The sequence below is a fragment of the Caulobacter sp. FG7 genome (genome assembly GCF_057808875.1).
The window spans coordinates 133589-159925 of the sequence record NZ_JBMDIW010000005.1; the positions used below are offsets into that span (position 1 = coordinate 133589).

The window sequence follows — 26337 nt, forward strand, 5'->3', positions numbered from 1 at the left end:
TTACCGTCATAACAAAGAGCAGCCCTAAAGGGGGGAAGCCCACGTGACACTAGCAACCATCGACCTCGCCATCCTGGCGATCTACGCCGTGGCGATCTTCGCCCTGGCTCAGTGGGTTTCCCGCGACAAGGGCGGGCACAAGAAGGACTCGACCGACTACTTCCTCGCGTCGAAGGCCCTGCCCTGGTGGGCGATCGGCGCCTCGCTGATCGCCGCCAACATCTCGGCCGAACAGATCATCGGCATGAGCGGCTCGGGCTACGCCATCGGCCTGGCCATCGCCTCCTATGAATGGATGGCGGCCCTGACCCTGCTGATCGTCGGCAAGTTCTTCCTGCCGATCTTCATCAAGAACGGCATCGTCACGATGCCGCAGTTCCTGGAGCAGCGGTACGGCCCCAGCGTGCGGACCATCATGGCCGTGTTCTGGCTGGGCCTGTACGTGTTCGTGAACCTGACCTCGATCCTGTGGCTGGGCTCGATCGCCGTGCACACCGTGACCGGCATGGACCAGATGTGGGCCCTGGCCGCCATCGGCGTCTTCGCCCTGGCCTACCAGCTGTGGGGCGGCCTCAAGGCCGTGGCCCTGACCGACATCGTGCAGGTGGCCCTGCTGGTGGCCGGCGGGCTGATCATCGCCTGGCTGTCGCTGGACAAGATCGGCGGCGCCGGCGGCGTCGTGGCCGGCTTCCACCACCTGACCACCCAGTTCCCCGACCACTTCGACATGATCCTCGACCGGGCCAGCCCGCACTACAAGGACCTGCCGGGCCTGTCCGTCCTGTTCGGCGGCCTGTGGATCATGAACATCAGCTATTGGGGCTTCAACCAATACATCATCCAGCGCGCCCTCGGCGCCAAGGACCTGCCGGAAGCCCAGAAGGGCATCGCCCTGGCCGCCTACCTCAAGCTCCTGATGCCGGTCATCGTGGTGCTGCCGGGCATCGCCGCCCTGGTGCTGGTCGACGGGACCATCAAGCCCGACCAGGCCTATCCGGAGATGATGAAACTGCTGCCGCCCGGCCTGCTGGGCCTGGTGTTCGCCGCCCTGGTGGCCGCGATCGTCGCGTCGCTGGCGGCCAAGATCAACTCGATCGCCACCATCTTCACCCTCGACCTCTACGCCAAGCTCAAGCCGGGCAACAGCGAGCAGCACCTGGTGCTGGTCGGCCGCGTCACCGCCGTCGTGGCCGTGATCATCGGCATCCTGACCGCCAAGCCGCTGCTGGGCGGCGCCGAGCAGGCCTTCCAGTTCATCCAGGAGTTCACCGGCTTCTTCACGCCGGGGATCGTCGTGATCTTCATCCTGGGCATGTTCTGGAAGCGGGCCACCACCGCCGGCGCCCTGACCGCCGCCATCGGTTCGGCCGCCATGTCGGCCATCTTCTGGTGGCTGCAGGAGCAGGCGATCTTCACCATGCCGTTCATGAACCGCGTCGGCGTAGTGTTCCTGATGAGCCTGGCCGCGGCCGTGGTCGTCTCGCTGGTCTTCCCGCAGAAGAAGGACGTCAACGTCGTCAGCCTCGAGGGCGTCTCCTACAAGACCACCACCGGCTTCAATGTCGCCGGCCTGGGCGTGATCATCATCCTGATCGCGCTGTACGCCACGTGGTGGTGATTTCGAACCCGCAGCCGGCCGCGATCATCGCGGCCGGCGACGTGCTCGGCGAGGGGCCGCTGTGGGACACCGGCCGCCTGCTGTGGACCGACATCCAGAGCCGCCGCCTGCGCGCCTTCGACCCCGCCAGCGGCGCGGTCGAGACCTTCGCCGCCCCCGAGCGCATCGGTTCGATCGCGCTGCTGCCCGACGACAGCAACCGGGTGATCGCCGCCTTCGAGACCGGCCTTGGCCTGTTCGACCTGGCCTCGGGACAGGTCGAGTGGCTGCACCGCGTCGAAGCAGAGGCCAACGGCCGCCGCTTCAACGACGGCCGCGTCGACCGCGCCGGGCGCTTCTGGGCCGGCACCATGGTCGAGGACGAGACCATCCGCCATCGTGCGGAAGCCAGCGTCTGGCGCCTGGACCATGCCGGCGACTTTACGCCCCACTTCGGCGGCGTGCAGATCGCCAACGGCCTGGCGTTCAGCCCCGACGGCAAGACCGCCTATTTTTCCGACAGCCCGCTGCAGACCATCTTCGCCTTCGACCTCGACGAGGACGGCACGCTTTCGAACCGCCGCATCTTCGCCGAAGTGACCGAAGGCTATCCCGACGGCGCCACGGTCGACGCCGAGGGCTGCCTGTGGAGCGCCCGCTGGGCCGCCGGAACCGTTGTGCGCCACGCGCCCGACGGCCGCGTGCTGGAGACCCTGCGCGTGCCCGCCAGCCAGCCCACCTGCGTGGCGTTCGGCGGCGAGGACCTGCGCACGCTTTACGTCACTTCGGCGCGTGACGAGCTCTCGGACGACGAATTGGTCAGACAACCACACGCCGGCGATGTATTCGCGTATGACGTGACCGTTCCTGGCCTGCCCGAACCACGATACACAGGGGCGATTCGTTTCGCGTCCAACGTATAGAAAAGAAGACTTTGGCGATGCGCACCCAGCCTGGACTGAGCCTCACCTACGGCCTCGTGGAATCGCTTGGTCAGGCCATCGTCACCGGCGAGTACGCCGAGGTGGGTTTTCCCACTGAAGGCGAACTGTCGAAGAAGTTCGGGGCCAGCCGCACGGTGACGCGTGAGGCGGTGAAGATGCTCACCGCCAAGGGCCTGCTCAGCGCCCGCCCCCGCCACGGCACGGTGGTCGAGCCGGAAGCCAACTGGAACCTGCTCGACCCCGACGTGCTGCGCTGGCTGCTGGAACGCAAGTTCTCGCTGAAGCTGCTGTCGGACTTCACCGAGATGCGGCTGGGCATCGAGCCGGCCGCCGCGGCGCTGGCCGCCCGCAACGCCGACGAGGCGGGCCTGGACGCCATCCGCAAGGGCCTGGCCCGGATGAAGGCCGCCGGCGAGGGCGAGGACGATCCCCTCGCCTCGGACATCGCCTTCCACATCGCGATCCTCAGCGCGACCAAGAACCCGTTCTACATCGAGCTGCACGAGCTGGTGAACACGGCGCTGCGGATCTCGATCCGCTTCACCAACCGCATCAAGGGCCGCACCGCCTCGATCCCCTCGCACGAGGACGTCGCCAACGCGATCATCGCCCGCGACGCCGTGGCCGCCCAAAGCGCCATGCAGGCGATCATCGTCGACGTGCTGGAACTGATCCGTGCGGCCTCGGCCGCCGACACGCCGGCGACCCGCAAGGAAGCCTGACCCTCGCTTCCGCGCCTTACCCCGATTTAACTCGTCGAACTTCGTTTCTCGTCTAGAAGTCCCTGCTGGGAATCTGACGAAAAAGGGGCATGTCGTGGGTTACGGGTTCAAGGGGTCGATCGGGCGCACGACAGCGCTGGCCCTGGTTCTGACGGTCGCGGCCGCCGGCCTTTCCGCCTGCGGCAAGGACAGGAAGGCCGAGGCCAAGGGCAAGAAGCCCGTCGCCGCCCAGACCGTCAGCGTCGCGCCGGTCGCCGTCCTGCCACTGCCGCGCGTCATCAACGCCTCGGGCACCATCTCGGCCTGGGAAGAGGTGCCGGTCGGCGCCGAGACCGGCGGCCTGACCGCCACCGCCGTCAACGCCGAGGAAGGCCAGTTCGTCCGCCAGGGCCAGGTGCTGGTCGCGCTGAACGACACCCTCCTGCGCGCCCAGCTGCGCCAGCAGGACGCCTCGGTCGCCAGCGCCCGCGCCACCCTCGCCGAGGCCGAGGCCTCGCTGAAGCGCTCGCGCGAACTGCTGGCCAAGGGCTTCCTGTCACAGGCGTCGCTCGACACCGCAACCGCCCGCCAGGCCACCGCCGCCGCCCAGGTCGCCGCCGCCGAGGCCGCCCGGGGCGAGACCGCCGCCCGCGTCGCCCAGGCCTCGATCCGCGCGCCGGTCTCGGGCCTGATCGTCCGCCGCAGCGTCACCAAGGGCCAGATCGTCAACGCCGGCAACGAGCTGTTCCGCATCGTCCGCGACGGCCGCATGGAACTCGACGCCGAACTGCCCGAGACCGACCTCGGGGTCGTCAAGGCCGGCATGCCGGCCGTCATCACCTCCGAGCAGGTCGGCAAGGCCGACGGTGCGGTGCGCCTCGTCACCTCGGAAGTCGACCCTCAGACCCGACTGGGCGTGGCCCGCATCGCCCTGACCGCGATGGGCGCCTTCCGGCCGGGCATGTTCGCCCGCGCCCAGATCCAGGCCGGCGACCAGGCCTCGCCCGTCGTGCCGAGCGCCTCGATCCTCTACCGCCAGAACCAGCCCGGCGTGTTCATGGTCGACCGCAACAGGAAGGCCCAGTTCCGCAAGATCGGGATCGTCGCCCGCACCGGCGACGTCACCGCAGTCACCGGCGTCTCGGCCGGCGAAGAAGTGGTCGTGCAGGGCGCGGGCTTCCTGGGCGACGGCGACGCCGTGCGGGTGGCCGTCCACCAGCCCGCCCCGACCCTGTCCGCCGCCAAGCGCTAGGGCCCGACGATGGACGCCAACAACATCTCGCGCTGGGCGATCAAGAACCCGATCCCCGTCCTCATGCTGTTCGTCATGCTGACCCTGGCCGGCATCGTCGGCTTCAACAGCATGCGGATCAACAACAACCCCGACGTCGACCTGCCCCTGGTGGTGGTGTCGGCCTCGCGTCCGGGCGCCGCGCCCAGCGAACTGGAGACCCAGGTCACCCGCCTGATCGAGGATTCGATCGCGGGCCTGGGCCAGGTGCGCCACATCACCTCGACCGTGGGCGACGGCTTCTCGTCGACCTTCATCGAGTTCGAGCTGGGCGTCGACCACGAGCGCGTCACCAACGACGTGCGCAACGCCATGTCCAACCTGCAATCGGCCCTGCCGCAGGACATGCAGATCCCCAACGTCACCCGCATCGACATCTCGGGCGACCCGCTGATCACCTACGTGGTCCAGGCTCCCGGCCTGACGCCCGAGCAGCGCAGCTGGTTCGTCGACAACGACGTGGCCCGCACCCTGCTGGCGATCCGCGGCATCGGCGAGGTCAACCGCCTGGGCGGCGTCAGTCGCGAGATCCAGGTGGCGCTGGACCCCGACCGCCTGTCGTCGCGCGGCGTCACCGCCGCCTCCGTCAGCCAGGCCCTGGCCAGCACCAACGCCGACCTGCCCGGCGGCCGCGTGACGGTCTCTGGCTCCGAGCGCGCCATCCGCACCCTGGGCGCGGCTGGCTCGGTGGAACAGCTGCGCGAGACCCGCATCCCGCTGTCTTCCGGCGGCACCGTCCGGCTGGGCGACCTGGGCGAGGTCACCGACCGCTGGGCCGAGCCGCGTAATCGCGCCCGCTTCGACAACCAGGAAGTCGTCACCTTCAACATGGTCCGCTCGCGCGGCGCCAGCGAGGTCAAGGTCGCCGAGAAGGTCCGCCACGCGATCGAGAAGCTCGACAAGGAACATCCCGAACTGACGATCTCCGAGATCACCTCGAACGTGAAATACATCGAGGAAAGCTACTGGGCCTCGATGGAAGCGCTGATCCTGGGCGCGGTGCTGGCCGTGCTGGTGGTGCTGCTGTTCCTGCGCGACTGGCGCGCCACCTTCCTGGCGGCCGTGGCCATCCCGCTGTCGCTGCTGCCGACCTTCGCGATCATGGCGCCGCTGGGCCAGTCGCTGAACGGCGTCACCCTGCTGGCGCTGTCGCTGACCGTAGGCATCCTGGTCGACGACGCCATCGTCGAGATCGAAAACATCGTCCGCCACATGCGCGGCGGCAAGTCGCCCTACAACGCGGCGATGGAGGCGGCCGACGAGATCGGTCTGGCCGTGGTGGCCACCACCTTCACCATCGTGGCGGTGTTCGCGCCCACCGGCTTCATGCCGGGGATCATCGGCCAGTTCTTCAAGGCCTTCGCCCTGGCCGCCTGCGTCTCGGTGCTGTTCTCGCTGCTGGTCGCCCGCATGCTGACGCCGCTGATGGGCGCCTACATGCTCAAGCCCCACCACAAGCCCGACACCGATCCCTTCTGGATGCCGGGCTATCTGAAGAGCCTGGGCTGGGCGCTGAACAACAAGTGGAAGGTCGCCCTGATGGCGATCCCGATCCTGGTCGGTTCGGTGCTGCTGGCCAAGAGCCTGCCGTTCGAGTTCCAGCCGGCGGCCGACCGCGGCCGCGCGCCGTTCTCGATCGAGCTGCCGCCCGGCGCCACGCTGGACGAGACCGACGCCATCGCCGAGCGCGTCACCCGCGAACTGAAGGCCCGTCCGGAGGTCAAGAGCGTCTACGCCTCGGTCGGCAGCGACGGGGTCAACAAGGCCCGGATCACCGCCGACCTCGTGCCGAAGGGCGAGCGGATGAACCAGCAGCAGTTCAGCCGCCTGATGGTCGACCAGTTCAAGGCCATCCCCGGCGCGCGCATCGGCGCGGGCAACAACAGCGGCGGCGGCCCCGGCGACGGCGGCAGCTACACCCTGCGCCTGGTCGGCGATGACGGCCCCGAACTGGAAGCCGCCGCCCGCAAGGTCGAGGCCGAGATGCGCACGGTCCCGGGCCTGGCCAACGTGGTCAATACCGCCTCGATCGCCCGTCCGGAGATCATCGTCACCCCGCGTCCCGACCAGGCCGCCCGCATGGGCGTCTCGGCCGGCGCGATCTCGCAGGCCGTGCGGGTGGCCACCATCGGCGACATCGACCAGTCCCTGCCCAAGTATAATCTGGGCGACCGCCAGGTGCCGATCCGCCTGCGCCTGACGCAGAACGCGCTCGAGGACCTGTCGGTGCTTGAGACGCTGAAGGTGCCGTCGGCCACCGGCGCGTCGGTGCCGCTGAACGCGGTGGCCGACATCCGCTTCGGCGCCGGCCCCTCGCAGATCAGCCGCCAGGACCGTTCGCGCGTGGCCGAGATCACCGCCGAACTCGACGGCATCGTGGTCGGCGAGGCCGGCAAGCGCGTCCACGCCCTGGAGTCGGTCAAGCAGTTGCCGCCCGGCGTCAAGGAAGTGGCCGCCGGCGACGCCGAGTTCATGGCCGAGATGGCCGCCGGCTTCGCCATGGCCCTCTTCACCGGCCTGCTGCTGATGTACGTCGTGCTGGTGCTGCTGTTCCGCAGCTTCGCCCACCCGGTGACCATCATGGCCGCCCTGCCGCTGGCCATCGGCGGCGCCTTCGCCCTGCTGAAGCTGGTCAACAGCAGCTTCTCGATGTCGAGCCTGATCGGCATCCTGATGCTGATGGGCATCGCCGCCAAGAACTCGATCCTGCTGGTCGAGTACGCGATCATGGCGATGAAGGACGGCAAGATGACCCGGCGCGAGGCCCTGCTCGACGCCGCCCACAAGCGGGCCCGACCGATCCTGATGACCACCGTGGCCATGGGCGCGGGCATGGTGCCGGTGGCCGTCGGCTTCGGCGCCGACGTCGAGTTCCGGGCGCCGATGGCGATCACCGTCATCGGCGGCCTGATCACCTCGACCTTCCTGTCGCTGCTCTACATCCCGGTCGTGTTCGTGTTCATGGACCAGATCAAGAACTGGTCGACCAGGATGCTGGGAAAGGTCTTCGGCCACTCCCACCACCATCCGGGCCACGGAACGCACCAGGAAGAACCGGTGCTGGTCACTCGAGACTGACGATCAGGGGCGGACTTTCGGGTCCGCCCCTTTTTCGTGGACCTCAGGCCAGCGAGCCGGCCAGGCGCCGCAGGGCCGAGGCCAGCACTGCCTGCTTGCCAGGCGCGCCCAGCGACAGCCGCGCGCCCTTGGCCTGGACGCCGGGCGCGGCGAACAGCAAGGCCGGCGCCAGCGTCAGCCCCTCGGCCGAGCCGCCGGCGGCGCGATCCAGCCAGACATGCAGGCAGCCCTCGGGTCCGATCGCCTCGGGCAGGATCTGGGCCGCCAGCCTCCGACGCTCAGCCGCTTCGGCGCGCACCCCAGCCAGGATCGCCTCGGCCGCCCCCTCGCGGATCCATGTGGCGGCCACCGCCGCCATCAGCGGCGCGGGCATCTGGCACACGGCGTGGCCGGCGGCCGCCAGGCGCCCGGCGGCTTCAGCGTCCGGCGCGGCCGTGTAGGCGATGCGCAGGCCCGGCGTCAGGGCCTTGGCCAAGGTGGCCACGTGCCAAACCCGTTCCGGCGCCAACGCCGCCAGGGCGTGCGGCGCAGGATCCGGCAGCCGGCCATAGGCGTCGTCCTCGACGATGCGGGCGCCGACCCTCGCGCAGGCCTCGACCACCGCCGCCCGCCGGGCGGGGCTCATGGTCGCCGTGGTCGGGTTCTGCCAGGTGGGGGTGACGACCACCAGGCGCGCGCCGCTGGCGGCCAGCCGCTCGGCCAGGGCCTGGGGCACGATCCCCTCCCCATCCATCGGACAAGCGATGGCGCGGACGCCGCGCGCGGCCAGGGCCGCCAGCAGGCCGGGATAGGTCAGGGCCTCGACGATCACCGCATCGCCAGGCGCGGTCTCCACCGCCAGGATCGCCGACAGGGCCGCCTGGGCTCCAGCGCAGACCACCACCCGCTCGGGATCCACCACGCCCAGCCCCGGCGCCAGCCAGGCCGCCCCCGCCGCGCGCTGCGCCAGGGAGCCTGGACCAGCGTGATAGGCCATCAGCGTGGCCGGATCGGTGCGGGCCAGCACCCCCGCCGTCGTCTCGCGCAGCATGGCGGCCAGCGACAGCCCCTGCGGCGGCGGCGGCAGGTTCATCGACAGGTCGACGAGACCCGCCTCCTCCTCGCCCGCCCTTCGGCGCACGAAGGTGCCGCGCCCGGCCGCGCCCTCGACCAGCCCGTGCTCACGCGCCAGGGCGTAGGCCCGAGTGACGGTGGTGAAGTCGACATCCAGCAGGCTCGCCACCGTGCGCTGCGGCGGCAACTGCTCGCCCGCCGACAGCTCGCCGTCGGCGACCGCCGCGCGCAGGGCCTCGAACACCCGTCGATAGATCGGCCCCTCGCCCGCGGCGACCCGCCGCAGCCATGCAGCGCCCGCCGGCAGAGCGGCGTCTCTTGCGTCGACCATCATTGATCCATACATTTATCGCACAATGTATGGATCAATTTTCGGATTGTAGGTAGGGGTCATGACGCCCGGACACGAGTTTTTCGATCCGCCCTCGCCCATCGTCAGCGGCCTTCGCCAACGCTGCCCGCGTTGCGGCGAGGGCAAGCTGTTCAAGGGCTTCCTGGCGCTGGCCCCGTCCTGCGACCACTGCGGCCTGGACTATGGCTTCGCCGAGCCGGCCGACGGCCCGGCCTTCTTCGTGATGAGCGGCGTGGGCATCCTGGTGACCTTCGCCTTCGCCTGGGTCGAGGTGGTCTATCGCCCGCCGATCTGGGTGCATTTCGTGACCGTGTTCCCGGCCCTGATCCTCGGATGCCTGGCCACCCTGCGCCCCGTGAAGGCCTGGCTGGTGGCCTCGCAGTTCGTCAACAAGGCCGAGGAAGGCAAGTTCGAGAGCCTGGGGCGTCACGACCACGACCCGCGACGGCTGTGAAACATCGGGCGCGGCTTCGGCGTTTCTCAAGCGACGCCGGAGCCCGCCATTGGACAAGTTCTTCGCCAGGTTCGCCAACGCCACGGCCCAGGCCGCCGGCAAGCCCGCCACTTTCCTCGCCTGCTTGGCGCTGGTGCTCCTGTGGGCGGCCTCGGGGCCGGTCTTCAAGTTCTCCGAGACCTGGCAGCTGGTGATCAACACCGGCACCACGATCATCACCTTCCTGATGGTGTTCCTGATCCAGAACACCCAGAACCGCGACAGCGAGGCTCTTCAGACCAAGCTCGACGAGTTGATCCTGACCTCGACCGCCGACAACGACTTCGTCGGCATCGAGAAGCTCTCGGAGAAGGAGCTCGACGCGCTCCACGCCCGCTGCAAGAAGGCCGCCGAGCTGGCGCACAGCCGACTGGAAAAGGTGGCGGCCCTGCGTGAGAAGCGCGGCGCCAAGCCCACGCCGCGCAAGCGGACGCCCACCAGGCGTCCCGCCAGGAGCAAGGCCTAGCCGCCTCGCCGCGCGGCCGAGGCGAACAGCAGCGACGAGCCGGCGAAGAGCGCTGCGAACACGCCGTTGGCGACCAGGATCTCCATGACCGGACCCCGCCCGGACACCAGGGCGAAGACCGCGACGGCGACAAGCGCCAGGGCCGCGATCAGCATGGCTCTCGCAAGGCCGAAAGCCTTGAACCGCCCCATGGCCGCCGCCGCCAGGCCTAGAACGACGACGCCGGGATAGGCCAGGTTGATCGCATCGCCCTCGTCGCCGACGACGCCCACCGCCAGGCAGGCCCAGATCATCAGGAAGGCCGCGCCGACGGCCAGTACGGCTCCAGCTCGATAAGCCAGGTCGCGGCTTCTCATCGCCGCCAGCTCCAGCATCAAGCCCGCCCCGCCCAGTATGGCGGCGAAGAGGGCGAAGTCCCATGGGCTCCACGCCACTTGGTCGGTCACCCGCATGGCCAGCCACGGCGCAGCCAGCAGCAGCGCCGCCAGCCCCCAGCCGGTCGTTCTCACGTGAATTGGTTTCACAGGCAGGTCCATCACCGCACTCCCGGTCTCCACGACCGGAAGCATGCCTCACCCTGCCACGAAGGCCGATGGAGGCGGCGTGGATATTCGGTGCAGGCCGGCGTCTACTTCTTCTCGAGCAGCAGCGTGCCCTGCTTCTTGACCTGGCCGGTGATCTTGCCGGCGATCATGCCCAGCAGGCCCGGCAGCACGACCTCGACGATCACCACGTTGGCGGCCACGTTCAGCTTGCCGGTGATGTTCTGCCCCATGACCAGGGCCGAGAAGTCCAGCACGTCGTCACGCCAGGCCTTGGTGACGTTGGCCAGGCCGCCGGGGATCTGCGCGCCCAGCTGTTCGAAGCCGTTCTCGATCCGTCGCTTGGCCTCGGCCACGCCGAGTTCGTGCGGGATGTTGATGGTGACGGGCTTCGACATGGGAACTCCAAAGGCGTGTTGCGCCCCTGACATAAGGATGCGCGAGGCGTTCGGCTATACGTCCGGTTATGACGCACCCAGGGCGCAGGGTCGAAAGCGTCCACGGAGGAAGCCATGACCGACATCGCCATGACCCAGTTCTTCGACGCGCCCGTCCGCAGCGCCTCCGTCCGCCGGACCCGTCCGGGCCGCCCCGCCGGGCTCTGGGGCTCGGTCAGCTACGCCGGCGTGCTGCTGGTCTGGGCCGGCCTCTTCATGATCCGCCCACGCCTGGCCTTGCGAGTGATGGCCGAGCGCCGGGCCGACTCGCCGATCCCGCGCTTCTCCAGGCGCTGACCCCCTCGTCAAACGCCTCGCCAAATACGTCGAACGGCGCCAAGCCAGGGAGCATGAGCCGCCTCGTCGCCGTCCGTCCCGTCAGCCATCCGCTCGCCGCCCCGTTCCGCATCTCGCGCGGGGTCAAGACCGCCGCCGAGGTGGTGGTGGTCGAGATCGCGGAAGGCGGCCACATCGGTCGCGGCGAGAGCGTGCCCTACGCCCGCTACGGCGAGACGGTGCAGGGCGTCGAGGCGCAGCTGGCCCCCGCCGCCCGGCTCATCGCCATGGGCGGCGATCTGTCCGAGGCCCTGGCCCTGCTGCCGGCCGGCGCGGCCCGCAACGCCCTGGACTGCGCGATCTGGGACCTGCGGGCCAAGACCTCCGGCGTGTCGGTCGCCGCCGCCACGGGCCTCGCCGTCCCGCCCGCCCTAGTCACCGCCATCACCGTCAGCCTCGACACGCCAGACGCCATGGCGCAGGCCGCGGCCAAGGTCGCCGACGCGCCGCTGATCAAGATCAAGCTCTCGGCCGAAGACCCCGCCGCCCGCCTGGCCGCCGTCGCAGCCGCCGCGCCGAACGCCGCCCTGATCGTCGACCCCAACGAGGGCTGGACCTTCGACATCCTGCGCGGCCTGGAAGACCAGCTGTCGCGGCTGAACATCGCCCTGGTCGAACAGCCCCTGCCGGCCGGCGAGGACGCCGCCCTGGAGGGCTATGCGCCCCCCTTCCCGATCTGCGCCGACGAGTCGGTGCACACCGCCGCCGACCTGCCGGCCCTGCGCGCGCGCTACCAGGCGGTGAACCTCAAGCTCGACAAGTCGGGCGGCCTGACCGAGGCGCTGACCATGCTGCGCGCCGCCAAGGACCTGGACTTCACCCTGATGACCGGCTGCATGGTCGCCTCGTCTCTCGCCATCGCGCCGGCGCTGCACCTGGCCGCCGAATGCGCCTTCGCCGACCTCGACGGACCGTGGTGGCTGAAGGAAGACCACCCCGGCGGCCTGCGCGTCGTGAACGGCCGGATCACGCCGCCGGCGACGGGGTTCTGGGGCGACGGCGTCGACGCCGAAGGGCTGTGGCTGTGAGCAGCCCTCCCTCTCCCTCTGGGAGAGGGTTCGGTAGGCGCAGCCGCCGAGCACCGATCAGCGGAACCTGGCGCAAGACGCTTGACCCACCTCGCATAACGCCGTGCTCTGGCGGGCATGACCGACGCCCTCGCCCCAAGAACAGCCGACGCGCCGCCCCCGCCTCCGCCACCCGGCCGCAGGAACCCGCTGCAGGTCTGGTTCGGAATCTCGCTGTGGAAACGGATCCTGGCCGCCCTCGTGGTCGGGGCCGTGGTCGGCTATTTCTGGGGTGAGGGCGCGACGAGCCTGAAGTGGATGGGCGACATCTTCGTGCGGCTGATCCGCATGATGGTGGCCCCGCTGGTCTTCGTGATCATCGCATCGGGCGTGGCCCAATTGGGCGACGCCCGGCGGCTGGGCGGCATCGGCGTCAAGACCATCGCCATGTACGTGCTGACCACCCTGATCGCGGTCAGCATCGGCCTGGCCATCGCCACCCTTCTGGGGCCCGGCGTCGGCGCCGACCTGCACAACACCGCCCCCCAGGCCGTGGCCCCGCCCAAGTCGCCGGCCGAGCTGTTCATCGGCATCGTGCCGCTCAACCCGATCAAGGCCCTGGCCGAAGGCGAGACCCTGGCGATAATCTTCTTCGCCGTGCTGGTGGGGGCCGGCGTGATAGTCGCGGGCAAGGACGGCGAGCCGGTCGCCCGGCTGCTGGCCAGCGCCAGCGAGGTGATGCTGCGCATCGTCGGCTTCGTGATGGAGGCCGCCCCGTTCGGGGTGTTCGCCCTGATCGCCGTGGTGATGGGCACGAACGGGCCCGAGACCTTCCTGCACGTGGCCAAGCTGGGGGTCTGCGTGATCATCGGCGCGGCCATCCAGACCTTCGTCACCCACGCCGCCGTGGTGCGGCTGGGCGCCTGGCTGCCGCTGCTGCCGTTCTACCGCGGCTGCATGGACGCCATCCTGGTCGGCTTCTCGACCTCGTCCAGCTCGGCGACCCTGCCGGTGGCGATCCGGGTGGCGGAAGAGAACCTGGGCGTGAAGCCGTCGATCTCGTCCACCGTCCTGCCGCTTGGGGCCACCATCGGCATGGATGGCACGGCCATGTACGTGGCCATGCTGACCATGTTCGCCGCCCAGGCCTTCGGCGTGCCGCTGACCCTGGCCGACTACGCCCTGGTGGCGGTCACTACGACCATCGTGGCCATGGGCGTAGCGCCGGTGCCTTCGGGCTCACTGTTCGTACTGGCCGCGGTCCTGGCCACCATCGGCGTCGGCCCCACCCAGACGGCGATCATCGTCGGCTTCATCCTGCCCTTCGACCGCATCCTCGACATGATCCGCACCGTGCCCAACGTCACCTGCGACCTGTCGATCGCCACGGCCGTGGCGCGGTGGGAGAAGGAGATCGACGTGGCGGAGTATCTGTCGAAGAAGGACGTCTAGCGAGATCCTCCCCCTGAAGGGGGAGGTGTCGGCGCAGCCGACGGATGGGGAAGCGGCTGCGAAGCCGGCCACCTCCGAGCAAGCTGAAAACGTCCCCCCTCCGGCCCTCCGGGCCACCTCCCCCAGAGGGGGAGGATCTATCGGCGCCGGCTCGAGATGCTCCCCCTTTGGGGGAGCTGTCGCGGAGCGACTGAGGGGGTCTTACGGACGCCCGATCCGCTTGATTTCCCAGTCCAGCTGCACCCCGGTCTTGGCCAGCACGTCGGCGCGGACCGTGTCGCCCAGGCCTTCCAGGTCGGCAGCGCTGGCCTCGCCGGTGTTGATCAGGAAGTTGCTGTGCAGCGGCGAGAACATCGCTCCCCCCTCTTTCCCACTTACAGAGAACAGCTTGCCGCGCCAGCCGGCCTCGTCGACCAGCTTCCACGACGAGTGGCCCGGCGGGTTCTTGAAGGTCGAGCCGCCGGTCTTTTCGCGGATCGGCTGGGTGGTCTCGCGGCGGCTGGTGATCTCGGACATGCGGGCCTTGATCGCAGCCGGCTCGTCGGCGGTTCCTTCATAGGTCGCGTCGAGCACGATCACCGTGTCGCCGTCCTGCAGGACGCTGTGACGGTAGGTGTAGTGCAGGTCGCCGACCGACAGCTCGCGCACCACGCCCGCACGGTCCATGACCCGCACGGACTTGACGACATTGACGGTCTCCGAGCCATAGCAGCCGGCGTTCATGATCACCGCGCCGCCGATCGTGCCGGGGATGCCGGCGTAGAACTCGAGGCCGGCGATGCCGGCCTCGGCCGCCTTGCGGGCCAGGATGGCGTCGGGCACGGCGCTGCCGGCCTTGATGCGGTTGTCGCCCAGGGCCTCGACCGTGTTGAAGCCCTTGCCCAGGCGGATGATCACGCCCTCGACGCCGCCGTCGCGGACCAGCAGGTTCGACCCCACGCCGATGGCCATGACCGGCACGGCGGGGTCCAGGGCCTTCAGGAAGTCGGCCAGGTCCTGCTCGTCGGCCGGCAGGAACACCACGTCGGCCGGGCCGCCGACGCGGAACCAGGTGAACGGAGCCAGGGCCTCGTCGATCAGCAGCTTGCCGCGCACGGCGGGGAGATTGGTCTTCCAGGTCATCGGGCTTACTTCGCCATCCCTTACTTGGAGAGGGCTTCCAGCTGGCCCGGCAGGGCGTAGGCCCAGGATGTGATGTCCCCGGCGCCCAACAGCACCACCAGGTCGCCGCTGGTCGCTTCGGCCGCGATCAACGCCGGCAGGGCCGCCGGGCTTTCCAGCGGCAGGGCGCGGCGGTGGCCGAACTTCTTGAGGCCCTCGACCAGGTGGTCGCGGTCGACGCCCTCGATCGGCTGCTCGCCGGCCGTATAGACGTCGGCGACGACCACGGTGTCGGCGTCGTTGAAGCAGCTGCTGAACTCGGTCATCAGGTCGCGCAGGCGGGTGTAGCGGTGCGGCTGCACCACGGCGATCACCTTGCCCGTCGAAACCGCGCGGGCGGCCTTCAGCACGGCGGCGATCTCGACCGGGTGGTGGCCGTAGTCGTCGACCACGCGGATCCCGTTGGCCACGCCCGTGGTGGTGAACCGGCGCTTGACCCCGCCGAAGGCCGCCAGGCCCGCGCGGATGCCGTCGGCGTCGACGCCCAGCTCGCGGGCCACGGCCACGGCGGCGGTGGCGTTGAGCACGTTGTGGTGCCCGGCCATCGGCATCTTCAGGCCTTCGTAGCGGATCGCCTCGCCTTCCAGCGGCGAAATCACGATGTCGAAGCTGGCGCCTTCCGGGCCCATCTCGACGTTGGAGACGCGCACCTCGGCCTGCGGATTGGTCCCATAGGTGACAAGGCGGCGGTTCTCGATCCGCGAGGTCAGGGCCTGCACTTCGGGGTGGTCGGTGCAGACCGCCGCGAAGCCGTAGAACGGGATGTTCTCGATGAAGTCCTGGAAGCCCTTCTTCACCGCGTCGAAGTCGCCCCAGTGGTCCAGGTGCTCGGCGTCGATGTTGGTGACGATGGCCACCGTCGACTTCAGCTTCAGGAACGAGCCGTCGCTCTCGTCGGCCTCGACGACGATCCAGTCGCCCTCGCCGACCTTGGCGTTGGTGCCGTAGGCGTTGATGATGCCGCCGTTGACGACCGTGGGGTCGAGACCGCCCGCGTCGAGCAGGGCCGCCACCATCGAGGTGGTCGTGGTCTTGCCGTGGGTGCCGCCCACGGCGACCGAAAACTGAAGCCGCATCAGCTCGGCCAGCATCTCGGCGCGGCGGACCAGCGGCAGGCGCTTGTCGCGGCCGGCGACCATCTCGGGGTTATCGGCCTTCACCGCCGTCGAATAGACGATGGCCGAGGCGCCTTCGACATTGGCCGCATCGTGGCCCACGAAGATGCGCGCGCCCAGCTTCTCGAGCCGTTCGGTATTGGCGCTGGCCTTCGCATCGCTGCCCTGCACGGTGTAGCCGATGCGGATCATGATCTCGGCGATGCCGGACATGCCGATGCCGCCGATGCCGATGAAGTGCACGGGGCCGAGTTCGAAGGGGACGGGTCGTCGACGCTGGATCATCGCGTCGGATTAGACGATTTGACGGCCGCCGTGAACGGGGTCGATGACGCAAACCCGTCACGCCCCCTCGCGAACCGGTGCAAATGTGATAGACGCACGCGCATGAGCTCTACGCCCCTGGATAAAATCCGCAATTTCTCGATCGTGGCCCACATCGACCACGGCAAGTCGACCCTGTCCGACCGCCTGATCCAGACCACGGGCGGCCTGACCGCGCGCGAGATGAGCGCCCAGGTTCTCGACAACATGGACATCGAGAAGGAGCGCGGCATCACCATCAAGGCGCAGACCGTGCGCCTGAACTACAAGGCCGCCGACGGCGAGACCTACGTCCTGAACCTGATGGACACCCCCGGGCACGTCGACTTCGCCTACGAGGTGTCGCGCTCGCTGGCCGCCTGCGAAGGCTCGATCCTGGTCGTCGACGCCTCGCAGGGCGTGGAAGCCCAGACCCTGGCCAACGTCTACCAGGCCATCGACAACAACCACGAGATCGTGCCGGTCCTCAACAAGGTCGACCTGCCGGCCGCCGACGTCGATCGCGTCAAGGCCCAGATCGAGGACGTCATCGGCCTGGACGCCAGCGACGCCGTCGAGTGCTCGGCCAAGACCGGCATCGGCATTCCCGACGTGCTGGAAGCCATCGTCACCCGCCTGCCCGCCCCCAAGGGCGACGTCAACGCGCCGCTGAAGGCCCTTCTGGTCGACGCCTGGTACGACGCCTATCTCGGCGTGGTCGTGCTGGTGCGCATCTTCGACGGCACGCTGAAGGCCGGCCAGCAGGTCCGCATGATGCAGACCGGCGCCACCCACCGCATCGACAAGGTCGGCGTGTTCACGCCCAAGGCCACCGACGTGGCGCTGCTGGGCCCGGGCGAGGTCGGCTTCTTCACCGCCTCGATCAAGGAAGTGGCCGACGCCGCCGTCGGCGACACCATCACCGACGAGAAGAAGCAGACGGCCGAACCGCTGAAGGGCTTCAAGGAAGTCGTGCCGGTGGTGTTCTGCGGCCTGTTCCCGGTCGACGCCGCCGACTTCGAGGACCTGCGGGCCGCCGTCGGCAAGCTGCGCCTGAACGACGCCAGCTTCACCTTCGAAATGGAAAGCTCGGCCGCGCTGGGCTTCGGCTTCCGCTGCGGGTTCCTGGGCCTGCTGCACCTGGAGATCATCCAGGAGCGCCTCAGCCGCGAGTTCGACCTCGACCTGATCGCGACCGCCCCCTCGGTGGTCTACAAGATCAAGATGCGCAACGGCGAAGAGATCGAGCTGCACAACCCGGCCGACCTGCCGGACGTGATGCAGATCGAGGAGATCGCCGAGCCCTGGATCAAGGCGACGATCTTCACCCCGGACGAGTTCCTGGGCGGCGTCATCAAGCTCTGCCAGGACCGTCGCGGCATGCAGCGCGAGCTGTCCTACGTCGGCAACCGCGCCATGGTCATCTACGACCTGCCGCTGAACGAGGTGGTGTTCGACTTCTACGATCGCCTGAAGTCGATCTCGAAGGGCTACGCCAGCTTCGACTACCAGCTCGAGGACTATCGCGCCGGCGACCTGGTAAAGATGTCGATCCTGGTCAACAGCGAGCCCGTCGACGCCCTGTCGATGCTGGTCCACCGCAGCCGCGCCGAAAGCCGCGGCCGCGGCATGTGCGAGAAGATGAAGGAACTCATCCCGCAGCACATGTTCGTCATCCCGATCCAGGCGGCCATCGGCGGCCGGATCATCGCCCGCGAGACCGTCCGCGCCCTGCGCAAGGACGTGACCGCCAAGTGCTACGGCGGCGACGCCAGCCGGAAGCGCAAACTTCTGGACAAGCAGAAGGAAGGCAAGAAGCGGATGCGCCAGTTCGGCAAGGTCGAGATCCCGCAGGAAGCCTTCATCGCCGCCCTCAAGATGGACGAGGATTGATGGTCGGGGCCCTGCGCCCTCCCTTGTGCGAAATTTCCTATTCCGAAAGCCGCGGCCATCCATAGTGGATGAGCCGCGGTTTTCCTTTGAAGGCCGCCCGATCCAGTACGGAGACGCGCCATGGCCTTCCCGACCAACGTCAACGCCCAGATCACCGACTCCGTCAGCCAGGTGAACACCAAGGTTCTGGGCGACGCGCCCGCCATCGCCATGGGCAACCTGTTCCAGGCCACCGCCCAGGCCCTGGCGAACGCCGCCCACAACGCGACGGAAAGCCAGCAGCAGTCGAACGTGACGATGCAGGCCTCGACGACGCAGGGCGTCTCGACGCTGCTGTCGGTCGATACCGCCAGCGCCGGCGAGGCGACCCAGAATATCCTTGCCGCCACCCCGCCTGCACCGCCGAGCGCCCCTTCCGAGGCGGCGATGGAACAGGCCATCCAAGCCGCCCTGGCGGCGCAGGAGGCGGCGATGCAACAGGCCAACCAAGCCGCTCAAGCCGCCATGGCGTCGGCGAACGCGGCAGTGCAGGCGGCGATGCAACGGGCCGCCCAAGCCCTCCAAGCCGCCATCGCCCAGACCCAGGTCGCAGCCCAATTTCAAGCCGCGGCCGCGGCCGCCCTGGCGGCTGCGGCGGGGACCATTCCGGAAGACTAGGATCCGCACCCAGACTTGGGCAGGGAAAACCGCGGATCGGTGACGAAGGCCTCTTCGGTCAGCGTACCCAGAAACGCGACGAGCTCCGCGACCTGGCGATCCTCCAGCCGCATCGCCACGCGGTGCCGGCGGATCGCCGTCTCCAGCGTCGGGGCCGAGCCGTCGTGCAGATAAGGCGCGCTCAGGGCTGCATTGCGCAGCGAAGGCGTGCGGAAGCGCCCAGCATCGGCCGCCTCGCCTGTGACATCGGCGAGGCCCTGGTCACCGGTGAACGGTGCATCGATGCGGTGGAAGCGGGCCTTGTCGGCGTCGGTGAACAGCGGCCCAGCATGACAGCCGCTGCAGGTTGCCTTGAAAAGCCGCTCGCCGCGCAAGGCCTCGGCCGACACCGCGACCGCCTTGCCGCGTCGACGCCGATCATAGGGGCTGTCGAACGAGACGAGCGTGCGCTGAAAGGCGGCCAGGGCCTTGGCGATGGTGGTCATGCTGACCTCGCCGCCGGCTTCCGGAAACGCTTCGCCGAACATCCTGCGATAGCAGCCCTGGCCGGCCAGACGCGCGGTCAGCACGGCCTCCTGGCCGGCAAAGCCCATCTCGACCGGCTTGGTTCCGGCGATCGGGATCAGGGCCTGGGCTTCCAGCGTCTTCACGCCCGGATCGCCCCAGGTCAGGGCGCGGAAGTAGCCCACATTCGCCAGGGTCTGGACGTTGCGCTTGCCCGGGTCGCCATGCACGCCCGGATGGGTGCGGTTGCTGTCGGTGAAGCCGCGCCGCTGCTCGTGGCAGGTGGCGCACGACATCGTGCCGTCGATCGAGAGGTCGGCGTCGTAGAACAGCCTGCGCCCCAGCGCGACCTTGGCCTCCGACATCGGATTGTCGGCCGGAACCGGTGGCGGCGCTGCGCCCGCCGGCAGCTTCCAGTCGAAGCCCGATACGGCGGCGGGCGCGAAGGCGGCGGTCAGCAACAGGCCGGCCGCCAGGGCCAGCGCCTTGCCATAGGCCTCCAGCTTCACGCCCCTCCCCGTCGCGTCAGGGCTTGCGGGCGACCATGATCGGCAGCTCGGCCTGGGCGTTGGCCGAGATCTGGATCAGGTAGTCGCCGGGCGTCAGGTCGAAGGTCACCATCTTGCGCACGGTCGAGCAGGCCGGACCCCGGCCATGGGCGGTGGAGCGCTGGGCCGCGCCGTCCTTCAGCACGTCGATCCAGGCGCCGGTCCCCAGCGCGATCACATAGGAGCCCGCCGTCTCGACCTTCAGCGAGAACAGGCCGCCCCTGCTGACCGTGCCGCCGGGCTTTTCCGGCTGGACGGCGTAGGCGACGTCCGGCGTCGGCGACAGGGCGGCGGCATAGGCATGGCCGGGCGCCAGCACGGCCCTGGGCAGTCCAGCCAACGAAGTCGCCGCCGCCAGCGGGGCCCTGGCCGACCAGGCCGCCAGCTCTGGCGGCAGACCGGCCTCGACGCCGGGCGCACAGGCCGCGTCCGGCGTCGTCTGGGCGAAGGCGGCCGGCGCGGCCAGGGCGAGGCCAGCGGCGAGGATCAGGGCAAGACGCATGTCGGAGCTCCTCAGAACTTGACCCGCAGGTCGGCGCGGAAGTTGCGGCCTTCCTCGGGGAAGCCGTCGACCAGCTGGTACTTCTGGTCCAGCAGGTTGCGGGCGCCGAGGATGACGTCGATCTTCGGCGTCACCGTCACCTGGGCCGTCAGGTTGGCCAGCACGTAGCCGCCGGTGCGGTAGTAGCGCGCGGGGCTGACCAGCGAGCTCGAGGTCACCGTCCAGCGCCTGGACGCCGCCTCGACGCTGGGCGTCAGCGACAGGCGGTCGTTCAGGGTCCAGTCGGCATAGACGAAGAGCTTGTGGTCCGGCGTGCCGGTCGGGCGGAAGGCGGCGTTGGTCGGGTCGGTCAGCTTGCGGTGCAGGTAGGTGTAGTTGCCGCCCAGGGTCAGGTGGTCGCCGGCCTTGAAGGTCGCCGCGCCTTCCAGACCGTAATACTCGCCGTCGCCGGCGTTCTTGGTCTGGTTGACCGTGCCATAGGGCGGCCCCAGCGCCACGGGGATCAAGATCAGGGCGTCGCGCACGTCGCTGTAGAACACCGCCCCCTCGATCTTCAGCAGCGGCGTGAAGTCGACCGCGCCGCCCAGCTCGTAGTTGATCGCCCGCTCGGCCTTGACGTCCGGATTGGGCACAGCCTGGCCCATGCGGGCGCTATAGCGCTCGAACAGGGTCGGGAAGCGGGCGCGCGACGAGACGCTGCCATGCAGCTGCACGTCGGGCAGCGGCCGCCAGACCAGGGCCGCCTGACCGTTCCAGGCCACGTCGTCGGTCAGCGGATAGAAGACGAAGGCGTTCGAGTTGTAGTCCTGGGCTGTGACCAGGTCGCGGCGGTCGCGCGACACGCCGACCACCAGGTCGACCTTGTCGCCAAAGCGCTGGGTGTCCTCCAGGGCGACCGAGGTAGTGTCCTCGATCACCGTCTGGCGCGGTTCGGTCCCGGCCGGGGCGAAGCTCTGCTGCCACTCGACGTGCTCGTCGCGGCGGTAGAAGGCGGCGGCCTTCAGGGTGTTGCTGGCGGTGACGTCGACGTCCAGCTCCAGGTTCCCGCCATAGGCCACGTCGTCATAATAGGAGCGGAACGCCCGCCCCAGGATCTGGCTGTTCTGGCGGGCGTTGTCCCACGAATAGAGCGCGTTCTCGAAGGTGTTGCGATAGACGCGGGCCTTCAGCACGGCGTTGTCGGCGATCTGCGTCCGCGTCAGCAGGGCCAGGCTGTCGATGTTCCAGTAGGGCCAGGACCAGTAACGGGTGCTGGCCGTGTCGGTGACGTGGTAGGGCGCGTTCTTCTCGCCCTCCTGGCGGGCGTAGGTGATCGAGTATTCGTCGGTGGCGTTGGGCGTGAAGCCGGCCTTGAGATTGACCCGCCAGTCCTCGCTTTCGGAGTGGTCGCGGTTCCCGCCGTTCTCCAGCGCCGTGGCCTTGTAGTCGTCGGGCAGCCGCCAGTGGGTGCGCTCGCTGCGTGCGCCGCTGGCCTGGACGTAGAATCGGTCGGTCTTGCCGCCGATGCGGCCCGACACCGTGTTGCTGTTCAGCGAGCCGTCGCCGTCGAAGCCCGCGCCCAGGCGGATCTCGCCCTCGAAGGGCTGCGACGGCTTGCGGGTGACCAGGTTGATCGCCCCGCCCAGGCCGCCCGGACCGTCCAGCACCGAGACATAGCCCTTGGAAACCTGGACCTCGGAGAGGTCGGCCGTCAGGAAGCGCGCGAAGTCGATGCGGTTGTCGGCCGGCAGGAACACCCGCACGCCGTCGATCGACAGGGTGGTCTGGAAGCGGTCGAAACCGCGGATGAACACCAGCCGCTCGTTGCGCGAGCCGCCGCTGTTGCCCGCCGCCGCCCCCGGGATCAGGTCCAGCGCCTGGTCGACGCTGGCCTTGTCGAACTTGCGCAGAGCCTCGCCCTTGACCGTGCTGCCGCCCACGGTTTCGCCGGCGGCGTTGCGGGCGGTCACCTGCACCTCGCCCAGCGCATAGACGTCGCCCTGGGCGTGGGCGGCGCCGGCCAGCAGCGAACCGGCGAGCAGTACGGAGCGAAACAGCATGAAATCCCCTCGTTATGTAAGCCAACCACATAACGAGTCGCCGCCCGCCGCGCCTTGCAGATTTTCTCCGCCGGCCGCCCGTCTCCGAAATGCTAGAGATCAAGGCGCTTCAGGAGGCCACATGCTCAAGATCCCCATGCTCAGGATAATGGGCCGCACCTCGTCGCTGAACGTCCGCAAGGTGCTGTGGACCTGCGGCGAGCTTGATCTCGCCTACGAGCGCGAGGACTGGGGCATGGGCTATGCCTCGACGAGCGATCCGGCCTTCCTGGCCCTCAATCCCAAGGCCCTGGTGCCGGTGCTGATCGACGAGCACGGGCCGCTGTGGGAATCCAACACCATCTGCCGCTATCTGGCCTCGCGCCACGTCGGCGGCGAAGCCCTGCTGCCGACCGAGCCACGCGGCCGGGCCGCCGTCGAGCAATGGATGGACTGGCAGGCCACCGAGCTGAACACCGCCTGGCGCTACGCCTTCGCGGGCCTCGTGCGCCGCATGCCCGGCTTCGACGACCCGGCCCAGATCGCCGCCAGCGTCCGCGCCTGGAACGGCGCCATGGCCCTGCTCGATCGCCAGTTGGAGCGCACCGGCGCCTTCGCGGCCGGCGAGACCTTCACCCTGGCCGACGTGGTGCTGGGCGTCTCGGTCCACCGCTGGGCCGCCTCCCCCATCGACCGCGACGCCCTGCCGGCGGTCGAGGCCTATTACGCCCGCCTGAAGAGCCGGCAGGCGTTCGCTCCGTGGGCGGTGCCTGAGGTTCCGTAGATCGCCGGGCGTTGCCGAGACAGCTCTCAGCGACTATTATGTATTGCAAATGGACTGGGGTTTCTCGGTCGGCGTCGGGCTCCTGGGATCTCTCGGGGGCCCTTCTGCTTCATGGAAAGATCTTCAGGCCGCCGAACGCCAGTTTGGGTCGAAGAATTTCGAACGCCCTGTTCTCCTGCACCGGCCGTAAAACCTTCAATCCGATCGGTCTGGCCATAAGATCCGCCAACTGCAGGCCCGACGAGTTGCTCTTCTTGTCGACGAATAGCGGCTCCCAGAGAACCTGCCTGAAATCGGGTTGCCGATAGCCCCAGCGTACTTCGTTGGAGACAATACGCCGAAAGTGCAGCTCCAGGGCCGCATCCTCCTTCCGCCCACGGCCTTCGAAGACGACATGTACGAGCCGCCCTGCTTGCCCCAACGCAAGAAGACGCTCCAGCAACTTCTCCAGGCAGAAATGCAGCGCGAGTTCGTAGGGACTCCACGGATCGGCATAGCGATCAACCAGCCGGACCTTGTCGATCACAGCCGCAACGATCTCGAAATCACTGATCGCCACGATCTCGTTGATGCGCTCGATAAAGGCTTCTCGCTTCTCCACGCTCGCCTGGAGAAAGGCGAAGGCATTCTGCTGACGACGAATGTCTCGCTCGTGCAAAATCAACTGATCATGACCCACGAAGTCGAACTTCAGGCGCTGCAGGCGAGGTACGATCGTTGCCGCATAGGCCTCCTTGCCGACCAGGACAGCATTCAAGACGAATAGCGGAAAGGTCGGGTCCGGGCTTTCCAGGACCGGCGACCCGCTCTCGTCGGCGAACACGATGCAATCCGCGAAGCTCAAGGCGACTCCCGCTTAACGAGAGAAACCCTAACCAAGGCGAGCCCCCGCTTCCAGCCTGCCCGTTTCCTGCGCAGCCCCATCGTCCGAACGCTGCGGAACGGTGATCCGCGAACCCATCCGCTCGCCACGCCAACAAAGTGGGCGGCGGGGGCGCAAGCCGCCCTGCTTAGCTCGGCCTCGCGAGCCGCCCGGTCGCGGGCGGCGGCGAAGGGGATAGGGCCGAGCACGATGCCAGACGGAGTCCGCGTACCGACCAGACGACAGCTGCTGACCGCGATCGCCCAGGTGGGCGGCACGGCGGCGCTGTACCAGGCCATGACCACCCTTGGTCACGCCGCCGAGACCCAGTTCCACGGCCCGCCGAACCTTGGGGGCGCCAGGCCCGGCGCCTCGGTGCTGGTGCTGGGGGCGGGCCTCGCCGGCCTGCTGGCGGCCTATGAGCTGACCCGCGCCGGCTACAAGGTGCGGATCCTCGAATACCAGGGCCGCGCGGGCGGCCGGAACTGGTCCCTGCGGGGCGGCGACACCTATACCGAGCTGGGCGGCGCGACCCAGAAGGTCGGCTTCGCGACCGGCAACTACTTCAACCCCGGCCCGTGGCGCATCCCGCACCATCACCGCACCCTGCTTCACTACTGCAAGCAGTTCGGCGTGGTGCTGGAGCCGTTCATCCAGTTCAACCACAACACCTGGGTCCACTCCTCGACCGCGTTCGACGGCAAGCCCGTGCGCTTCAAGTCGGCCGCGGCCGACTTCGAGGGCAATGTCGCCGAGCTGCTGGCCAAATCGATCAACACCAAGGCGCTGGATGATGCGGTCACGCCCGAGGACCGAGAAAAGCTGCTGGAGGCCCTGAAGGGCTGGGGCATGCTCGACGGCGACTATCGCTACGCCAAGGGCCTGCGCAGTTCGGCCCACCGAGGCTACGACCGGCCGCCCGGCGGCGGCATCGACGGCGCGCCGATCCCGTCCGACCTCTACGCCCTGCACGACGTGCTCGACCCGCAGGTCTGGACCTCGATGGCCTTCTTCATGGGTCACGAGATGCAGACCACCATGTTCCAGCCGGTCGGCGGCATGGACATGATCGGCAAGGCCTTCGCCAGGCAGGTCGAGGGCCTGACGACCTTCAACGCCAAGGTCACGAAGATCGCCCAGGACGACAAGGGCGTGGCCGTCACCTTCAGCGACACCGCCACGGGCAAGGTCGAGACCGCCAAAGCAGACTGGTGCGTTTGCACCATTCCACTTTCCATCCTCGGCCAGATCGACAGCGAGATCAGCGACGACCTGGCCGCAGCCATCAAGGCCGTGCCCTATTCGGGCCAGGTGAAGATCGGCCTGGAGATGAAACGGCGGTTCTGGGAGGAGGAAGACTCCATCTACGGCGGCCACAGCTTCACCGACCAGGAGATCGCCCTGATCTCCTATCCCAACAACAATCTGTTCGGGAACGGGCCGGCCGTGTTGCTGGGGGCCTTCGCCCGCGAGATGGGGGCCTATCGCCTGGCCGGCATGACGCCGCAGCAGCGCATCGAGGTCGCCCTGCAACAGGGCTCGGTCCTGCACCCGCAGAGCTATCGCAAGGAATTTTCGAACGGCGCCTCGGTGGCCTGGAGCCGCGTGCCCTGGGCCCTGGGCTGCTGCGCCCGCTGGACCGAGGAGACCCGTAAAGAGCACTACCAGACCCTGGTGGCCATGGACCGGCGGATCGTGCTGGCCGGCGAGCACGCCTCCTATGTCGGCTGCTGGATGGAGGGCGCCCTGCTCTCGTCTCTCGACGCCATCACCCGCCTGCACAAGCGCGCCCTGGAGGCCTGAAGCATGACCCGTCCCGTTCTCGTCGCGGCGTCGGCGCTCATCGCCGCCCTCGCCTGCGCCATCCCCGCCGTCGCCCAGGCCCCGCCCGGCGGCGACACCGGCGGCGGCGTGGTCCGCGTGCAAAAGCCGATCACCGGCCAGCAGGTCTACGAGGCCGTCTGCCAGGCCTGCCACATGGCCGACGCCAAGGGCGGAACCGGCGCGGGGACGATTCCCGCCCTGGCCGGCAATCCGAAACTGGCCGCCGTGCCTTACGTCTCCATGGTGGTCGTGCGCGGCCAGGGCGGCATGCCGCCCTTCGCCGGCACGCTGGACGACGACCAGATCGCGCAGGTCGTCACCTATGTGCGCACCCACTTCGGCAACGCCTACGCCAAGCCGGTGACGGCCGCCGACGTGGCGAAGGTTCCCCACCCGGACCGCTCGGGAGGGCACTAA

At 68.8% G+C, this 26337-nt stretch carries 24 protein-coding genes; 15 read left to right on the forward strand and 9 right to left on the reverse strand.

Annotation, left to right across the window (positions count from 1 at the left end):
- The first annotated feature begins 43 nt into the window (after window positions 1-43).
- From ACODR1_RS06070 to ACODR1_RS06090, 5 genes are all read left to right on the forward strand, one after another.
- Window positions 44-1618 (forward strand): sodium/sugar symporter, encoded by a 1575-nt coding sequence (locus ACODR1_RS06070; RefSeq protein ID WP_488879643.1) that lies wholly within the window; start codon window positions 44-46, stop codon window positions 1616-1618.
- Window positions 1609-2520, forward strand: coding sequence for an SMP-30/gluconolactonase/LRE family protein (locus ACODR1_RS06075; protein ID WP_488879644.1), 912 nt, complete (start codon window positions 1609-1611; stop codon window positions 2518-2520). Before ACODR1_RS06070 ends, ACODR1_RS06075 begins: the two co-directional genes overlap by 10 nt.
- 17 nt (window positions 2521-2537) lie before the next feature.
- Window positions 2538-3263, forward strand: a complete 726-nt coding sequence (locus tag ACODR1_RS06080; RefSeq protein WP_488879645.1) for a FadR/GntR family transcriptional regulator — start codon at window positions 2538-2540, stop codon at window positions 3261-3263.
- A 94-nt stretch (window positions 3264-3357) separates the two neighbouring features.
- Window positions 3358-4494, forward strand: coding sequence for an efflux RND transporter periplasmic adaptor subunit (locus ACODR1_RS06085; protein WP_488879646.1), 1137 nt, complete (start codon window positions 3358-3360; stop codon window positions 4492-4494).
- A 9-nt stretch (window positions 4495-4503) separates the two neighbouring features.
- On the forward strand, window positions 4504-7611 hold the full coding sequence (locus tag ACODR1_RS06090; protein WP_488879647.1) for an efflux RND transporter permease subunit: 3108 nt from the start codon (window positions 4504-4506) through the stop codon (window positions 7609-7611).
- 43 nt (window positions 7612-7654) lie between these two features.
- On the opposite strand, the gene ACODR1_RS06095 is transcribed toward ACODR1_RS06090, so the two are convergent.
- Window positions 7655-8995, reverse strand: coding sequence for an aminotransferase-like domain-containing protein (locus ACODR1_RS06095; RefSeq protein WP_488879648.1), 1341 nt, complete (start codon window positions 8993-8995; stop codon window positions 7655-7657).
- A gap of 61 nt (window positions 8996-9056) precedes the next feature.
- On the opposite strand from ACODR1_RS06095, the gene ACODR1_RS06100 reads away from it, so the two are divergent.
- Both ACODR1_RS06100 and ACODR1_RS06105 read left to right on the forward strand, forming a co-directional pair.
- Entirely contained in the window at window positions 9057-9470 is a 414-nt protein-coding gene (locus tag ACODR1_RS06100) for a DUF983 domain-containing protein (protein WP_116488133.1), read from the forward strand.
- Between the two features lie 49 nt (window positions 9471-9519).
- Complete coding sequence (locus ACODR1_RS06105) at window positions 9520-9975, forward strand: low affinity iron permease family protein (protein ID WP_488879649.1); 456 nt, start codon at window positions 9520-9522, stop codon at window positions 9973-9975.
- Here the strand turns inward: ACODR1_RS06105 and ACODR1_RS06110 are convergent.
- A complete protein-coding gene (locus ACODR1_RS06110) occupies window positions 9972-10511 on the reverse strand; it encodes a hypothetical protein (protein WP_488879650.1) in 540 nt (179 codons plus the stop codon). The genes ACODR1_RS06105 and ACODR1_RS06110 overlap by 4 nt on opposite strands.
- A gap of 92 nt (window positions 10512-10603) precedes the next feature.
- Window positions 10604-10915 carry a polyhydroxyalkanoic acid system family protein gene (locus tag ACODR1_RS06115; RefSeq protein WP_058346591.1) on the reverse strand — a complete coding sequence of 104 codons (312 nt, stop codon included), beginning with the start codon at window positions 10913-10915 and terminating at the stop codon, window positions 10604-10606.
- 114 nt (window positions 10916-11029) lie between these two features.
- Here ACODR1_RS06115 and didA point away from each other — a divergent pair, with 114 nt between their 5' ends.
- The 3 genes from didA to ACODR1_RS06130 all read left to right on the forward strand — a co-directional run bounded on the left by didA (window position 11030) and on the right by ACODR1_RS06130 (window position 13749).
- Window positions 11030-11251: a DNA damage-induced SOS-independent cell division inhibitor A gene (didA, locus tag ACODR1_RS06120; RefSeq protein ID WP_488879651.1), complete on the forward strand. Its 222-nt coding sequence runs from the start codon at window positions 11030-11032 to the stop codon at window positions 11249-11251.
- A 53-nt stretch (window positions 11252-11304) separates the two neighbouring features.
- Window positions 11305-12318, forward strand: coding sequence for an N-acetyl-D-Glu racemase DgcA (dgcA, locus tag ACODR1_RS06125; protein ID WP_488879652.1), 1014 nt, complete (start codon window positions 11305-11307; stop codon window positions 12316-12318).
- A 117-nt stretch (window positions 12319-12435) separates the two neighbouring features.
- On the forward strand, window positions 12436-13749 hold the full coding sequence (locus ACODR1_RS06130) for a dicarboxylate/amino acid:cation symporter (protein ID WP_488879653.1): 1314 nt from the start codon (window positions 12436-12438) through the stop codon (window positions 13747-13749).
- A 201-nt stretch (window positions 13750-13950) separates the two neighbouring features.
- On the opposite strand, the gene murB is transcribed toward ACODR1_RS06130, so the two are convergent.
- Window positions 13951-14871, reverse strand: a complete 921-nt coding sequence (gene murB, locus ACODR1_RS06135) for a UDP-N-acetylmuramate dehydrogenase (protein WP_488879654.1) — start codon at window positions 14869-14871, stop codon at window positions 13951-13953.
- Window positions 14872-14891: 20 nt separating this feature from the next.
- Entirely contained in the window at window positions 14892-16310 is a 1419-nt protein-coding gene (gene murC / locus ACODR1_RS06140; RefSeq protein WP_488879655.1) for a UDP-N-acetylmuramate--L-alanine ligase, read from the reverse strand.
- 102 nt (window positions 16311-16412) lie between these two features.
- Between murC and lepA the strand changes: the two genes are divergently transcribed.
- Window positions 16413-18221 carry a translation elongation factor 4 gene (gene lepA, locus ACODR1_RS06145; RefSeq protein ID WP_101718043.1) on the forward strand — a complete coding sequence of 603 codons (1809 nt, stop codon included), beginning with the start codon at window positions 16413-16415 and terminating at the stop codon, window positions 18219-18221.
- 120 nt (window positions 18222-18341) lie between these two features.
- Complete coding sequence (locus tag ACODR1_RS06150; protein WP_488879656.1) at window positions 18342-18878, forward strand: RebB family R body protein; 537 nt, start codon at window positions 18342-18344, stop codon at window positions 18876-18878.
- Here ACODR1_RS06150 and ACODR1_RS06155 read toward each other — a convergent pair.
- Genes ACODR1_RS06155 through ACODR1_RS06165 form a run of 3 tightly spaced genes read right to left on the reverse strand, consistent with a single transcriptional unit; the run spans window position 18875 to window position 22471 of the window.
- A complete protein-coding gene (locus ACODR1_RS06155; protein WP_488879657.1) occupies window positions 18875-19891 on the reverse strand; it encodes a cytochrome-c peroxidase in 1017 nt (338 codons plus the stop codon). The two genes, ACODR1_RS06150 and ACODR1_RS06155, sit on opposite strands and share 4 nt — an antisense overlap.
- Before the next feature lie 16 nt (window positions 19892-19907).
- Complete coding sequence (locus ACODR1_RS06160; RefSeq protein ID WP_488879658.1) at window positions 19908-20432, reverse strand: homogentisate 1,2-dioxygenase; 525 nt, start codon at window positions 20430-20432, stop codon at window positions 19908-19910.
- 11 nt (window positions 20433-20443) lie between these two features.
- Window positions 20444-22471, reverse strand: a complete 2028-nt coding sequence (locus ACODR1_RS06165) for a TonB-dependent receptor plug domain-containing protein (protein WP_488879659.1) — start codon at window positions 22469-22471, stop codon at window positions 20444-20446.
- 121 nt (window positions 22472-22592) lie between these two features.
- On the opposite strand from ACODR1_RS06165, the gene ACODR1_RS06170 reads away from it, so the two are divergent.
- Window positions 22593-23234, forward strand: a complete 642-nt coding sequence (locus ACODR1_RS06170; protein ID WP_488879660.1) for a glutathione S-transferase family protein — start codon at window positions 22593-22595, stop codon at window positions 23232-23234.
- Window positions 23235-23343: 109 nt separating this feature from the next.
- Here the strand turns inward: ACODR1_RS06170 and ACODR1_RS06175 are convergent, their stop codons facing one another.
- Window positions 23344-24078 carry a DUF3800 domain-containing protein gene (locus ACODR1_RS06175; RefSeq protein ID WP_488879661.1) on the reverse strand — a complete coding sequence of 245 codons (735 nt, stop codon included), beginning with the start codon at window positions 24076-24078 and terminating at the stop codon, window positions 23344-23346.
- Between the two features lie 228 nt (window positions 24079-24306).
- Here ACODR1_RS06175 and ACODR1_RS06180 point away from each other — a divergent pair, with 228 nt between their 5' ends.
- Window positions 24307-25899 carry a flavin monoamine oxidase family protein gene (locus tag ACODR1_RS06180; RefSeq protein ID WP_488879662.1) on the forward strand — a complete coding sequence of 531 codons (1593 nt, stop codon included), beginning with the start codon at window positions 24307-24309 and terminating at the stop codon, window positions 25897-25899.
- Between the two features lie 3 nt (window positions 25900-25902).
- Window positions 25903-26337 (forward strand): c-type cytochrome, encoded by a 435-nt coding sequence (locus ACODR1_RS06185; protein ID WP_488879663.1) that lies wholly within the window; start codon window positions 25903-25905, stop codon window positions 26335-26337.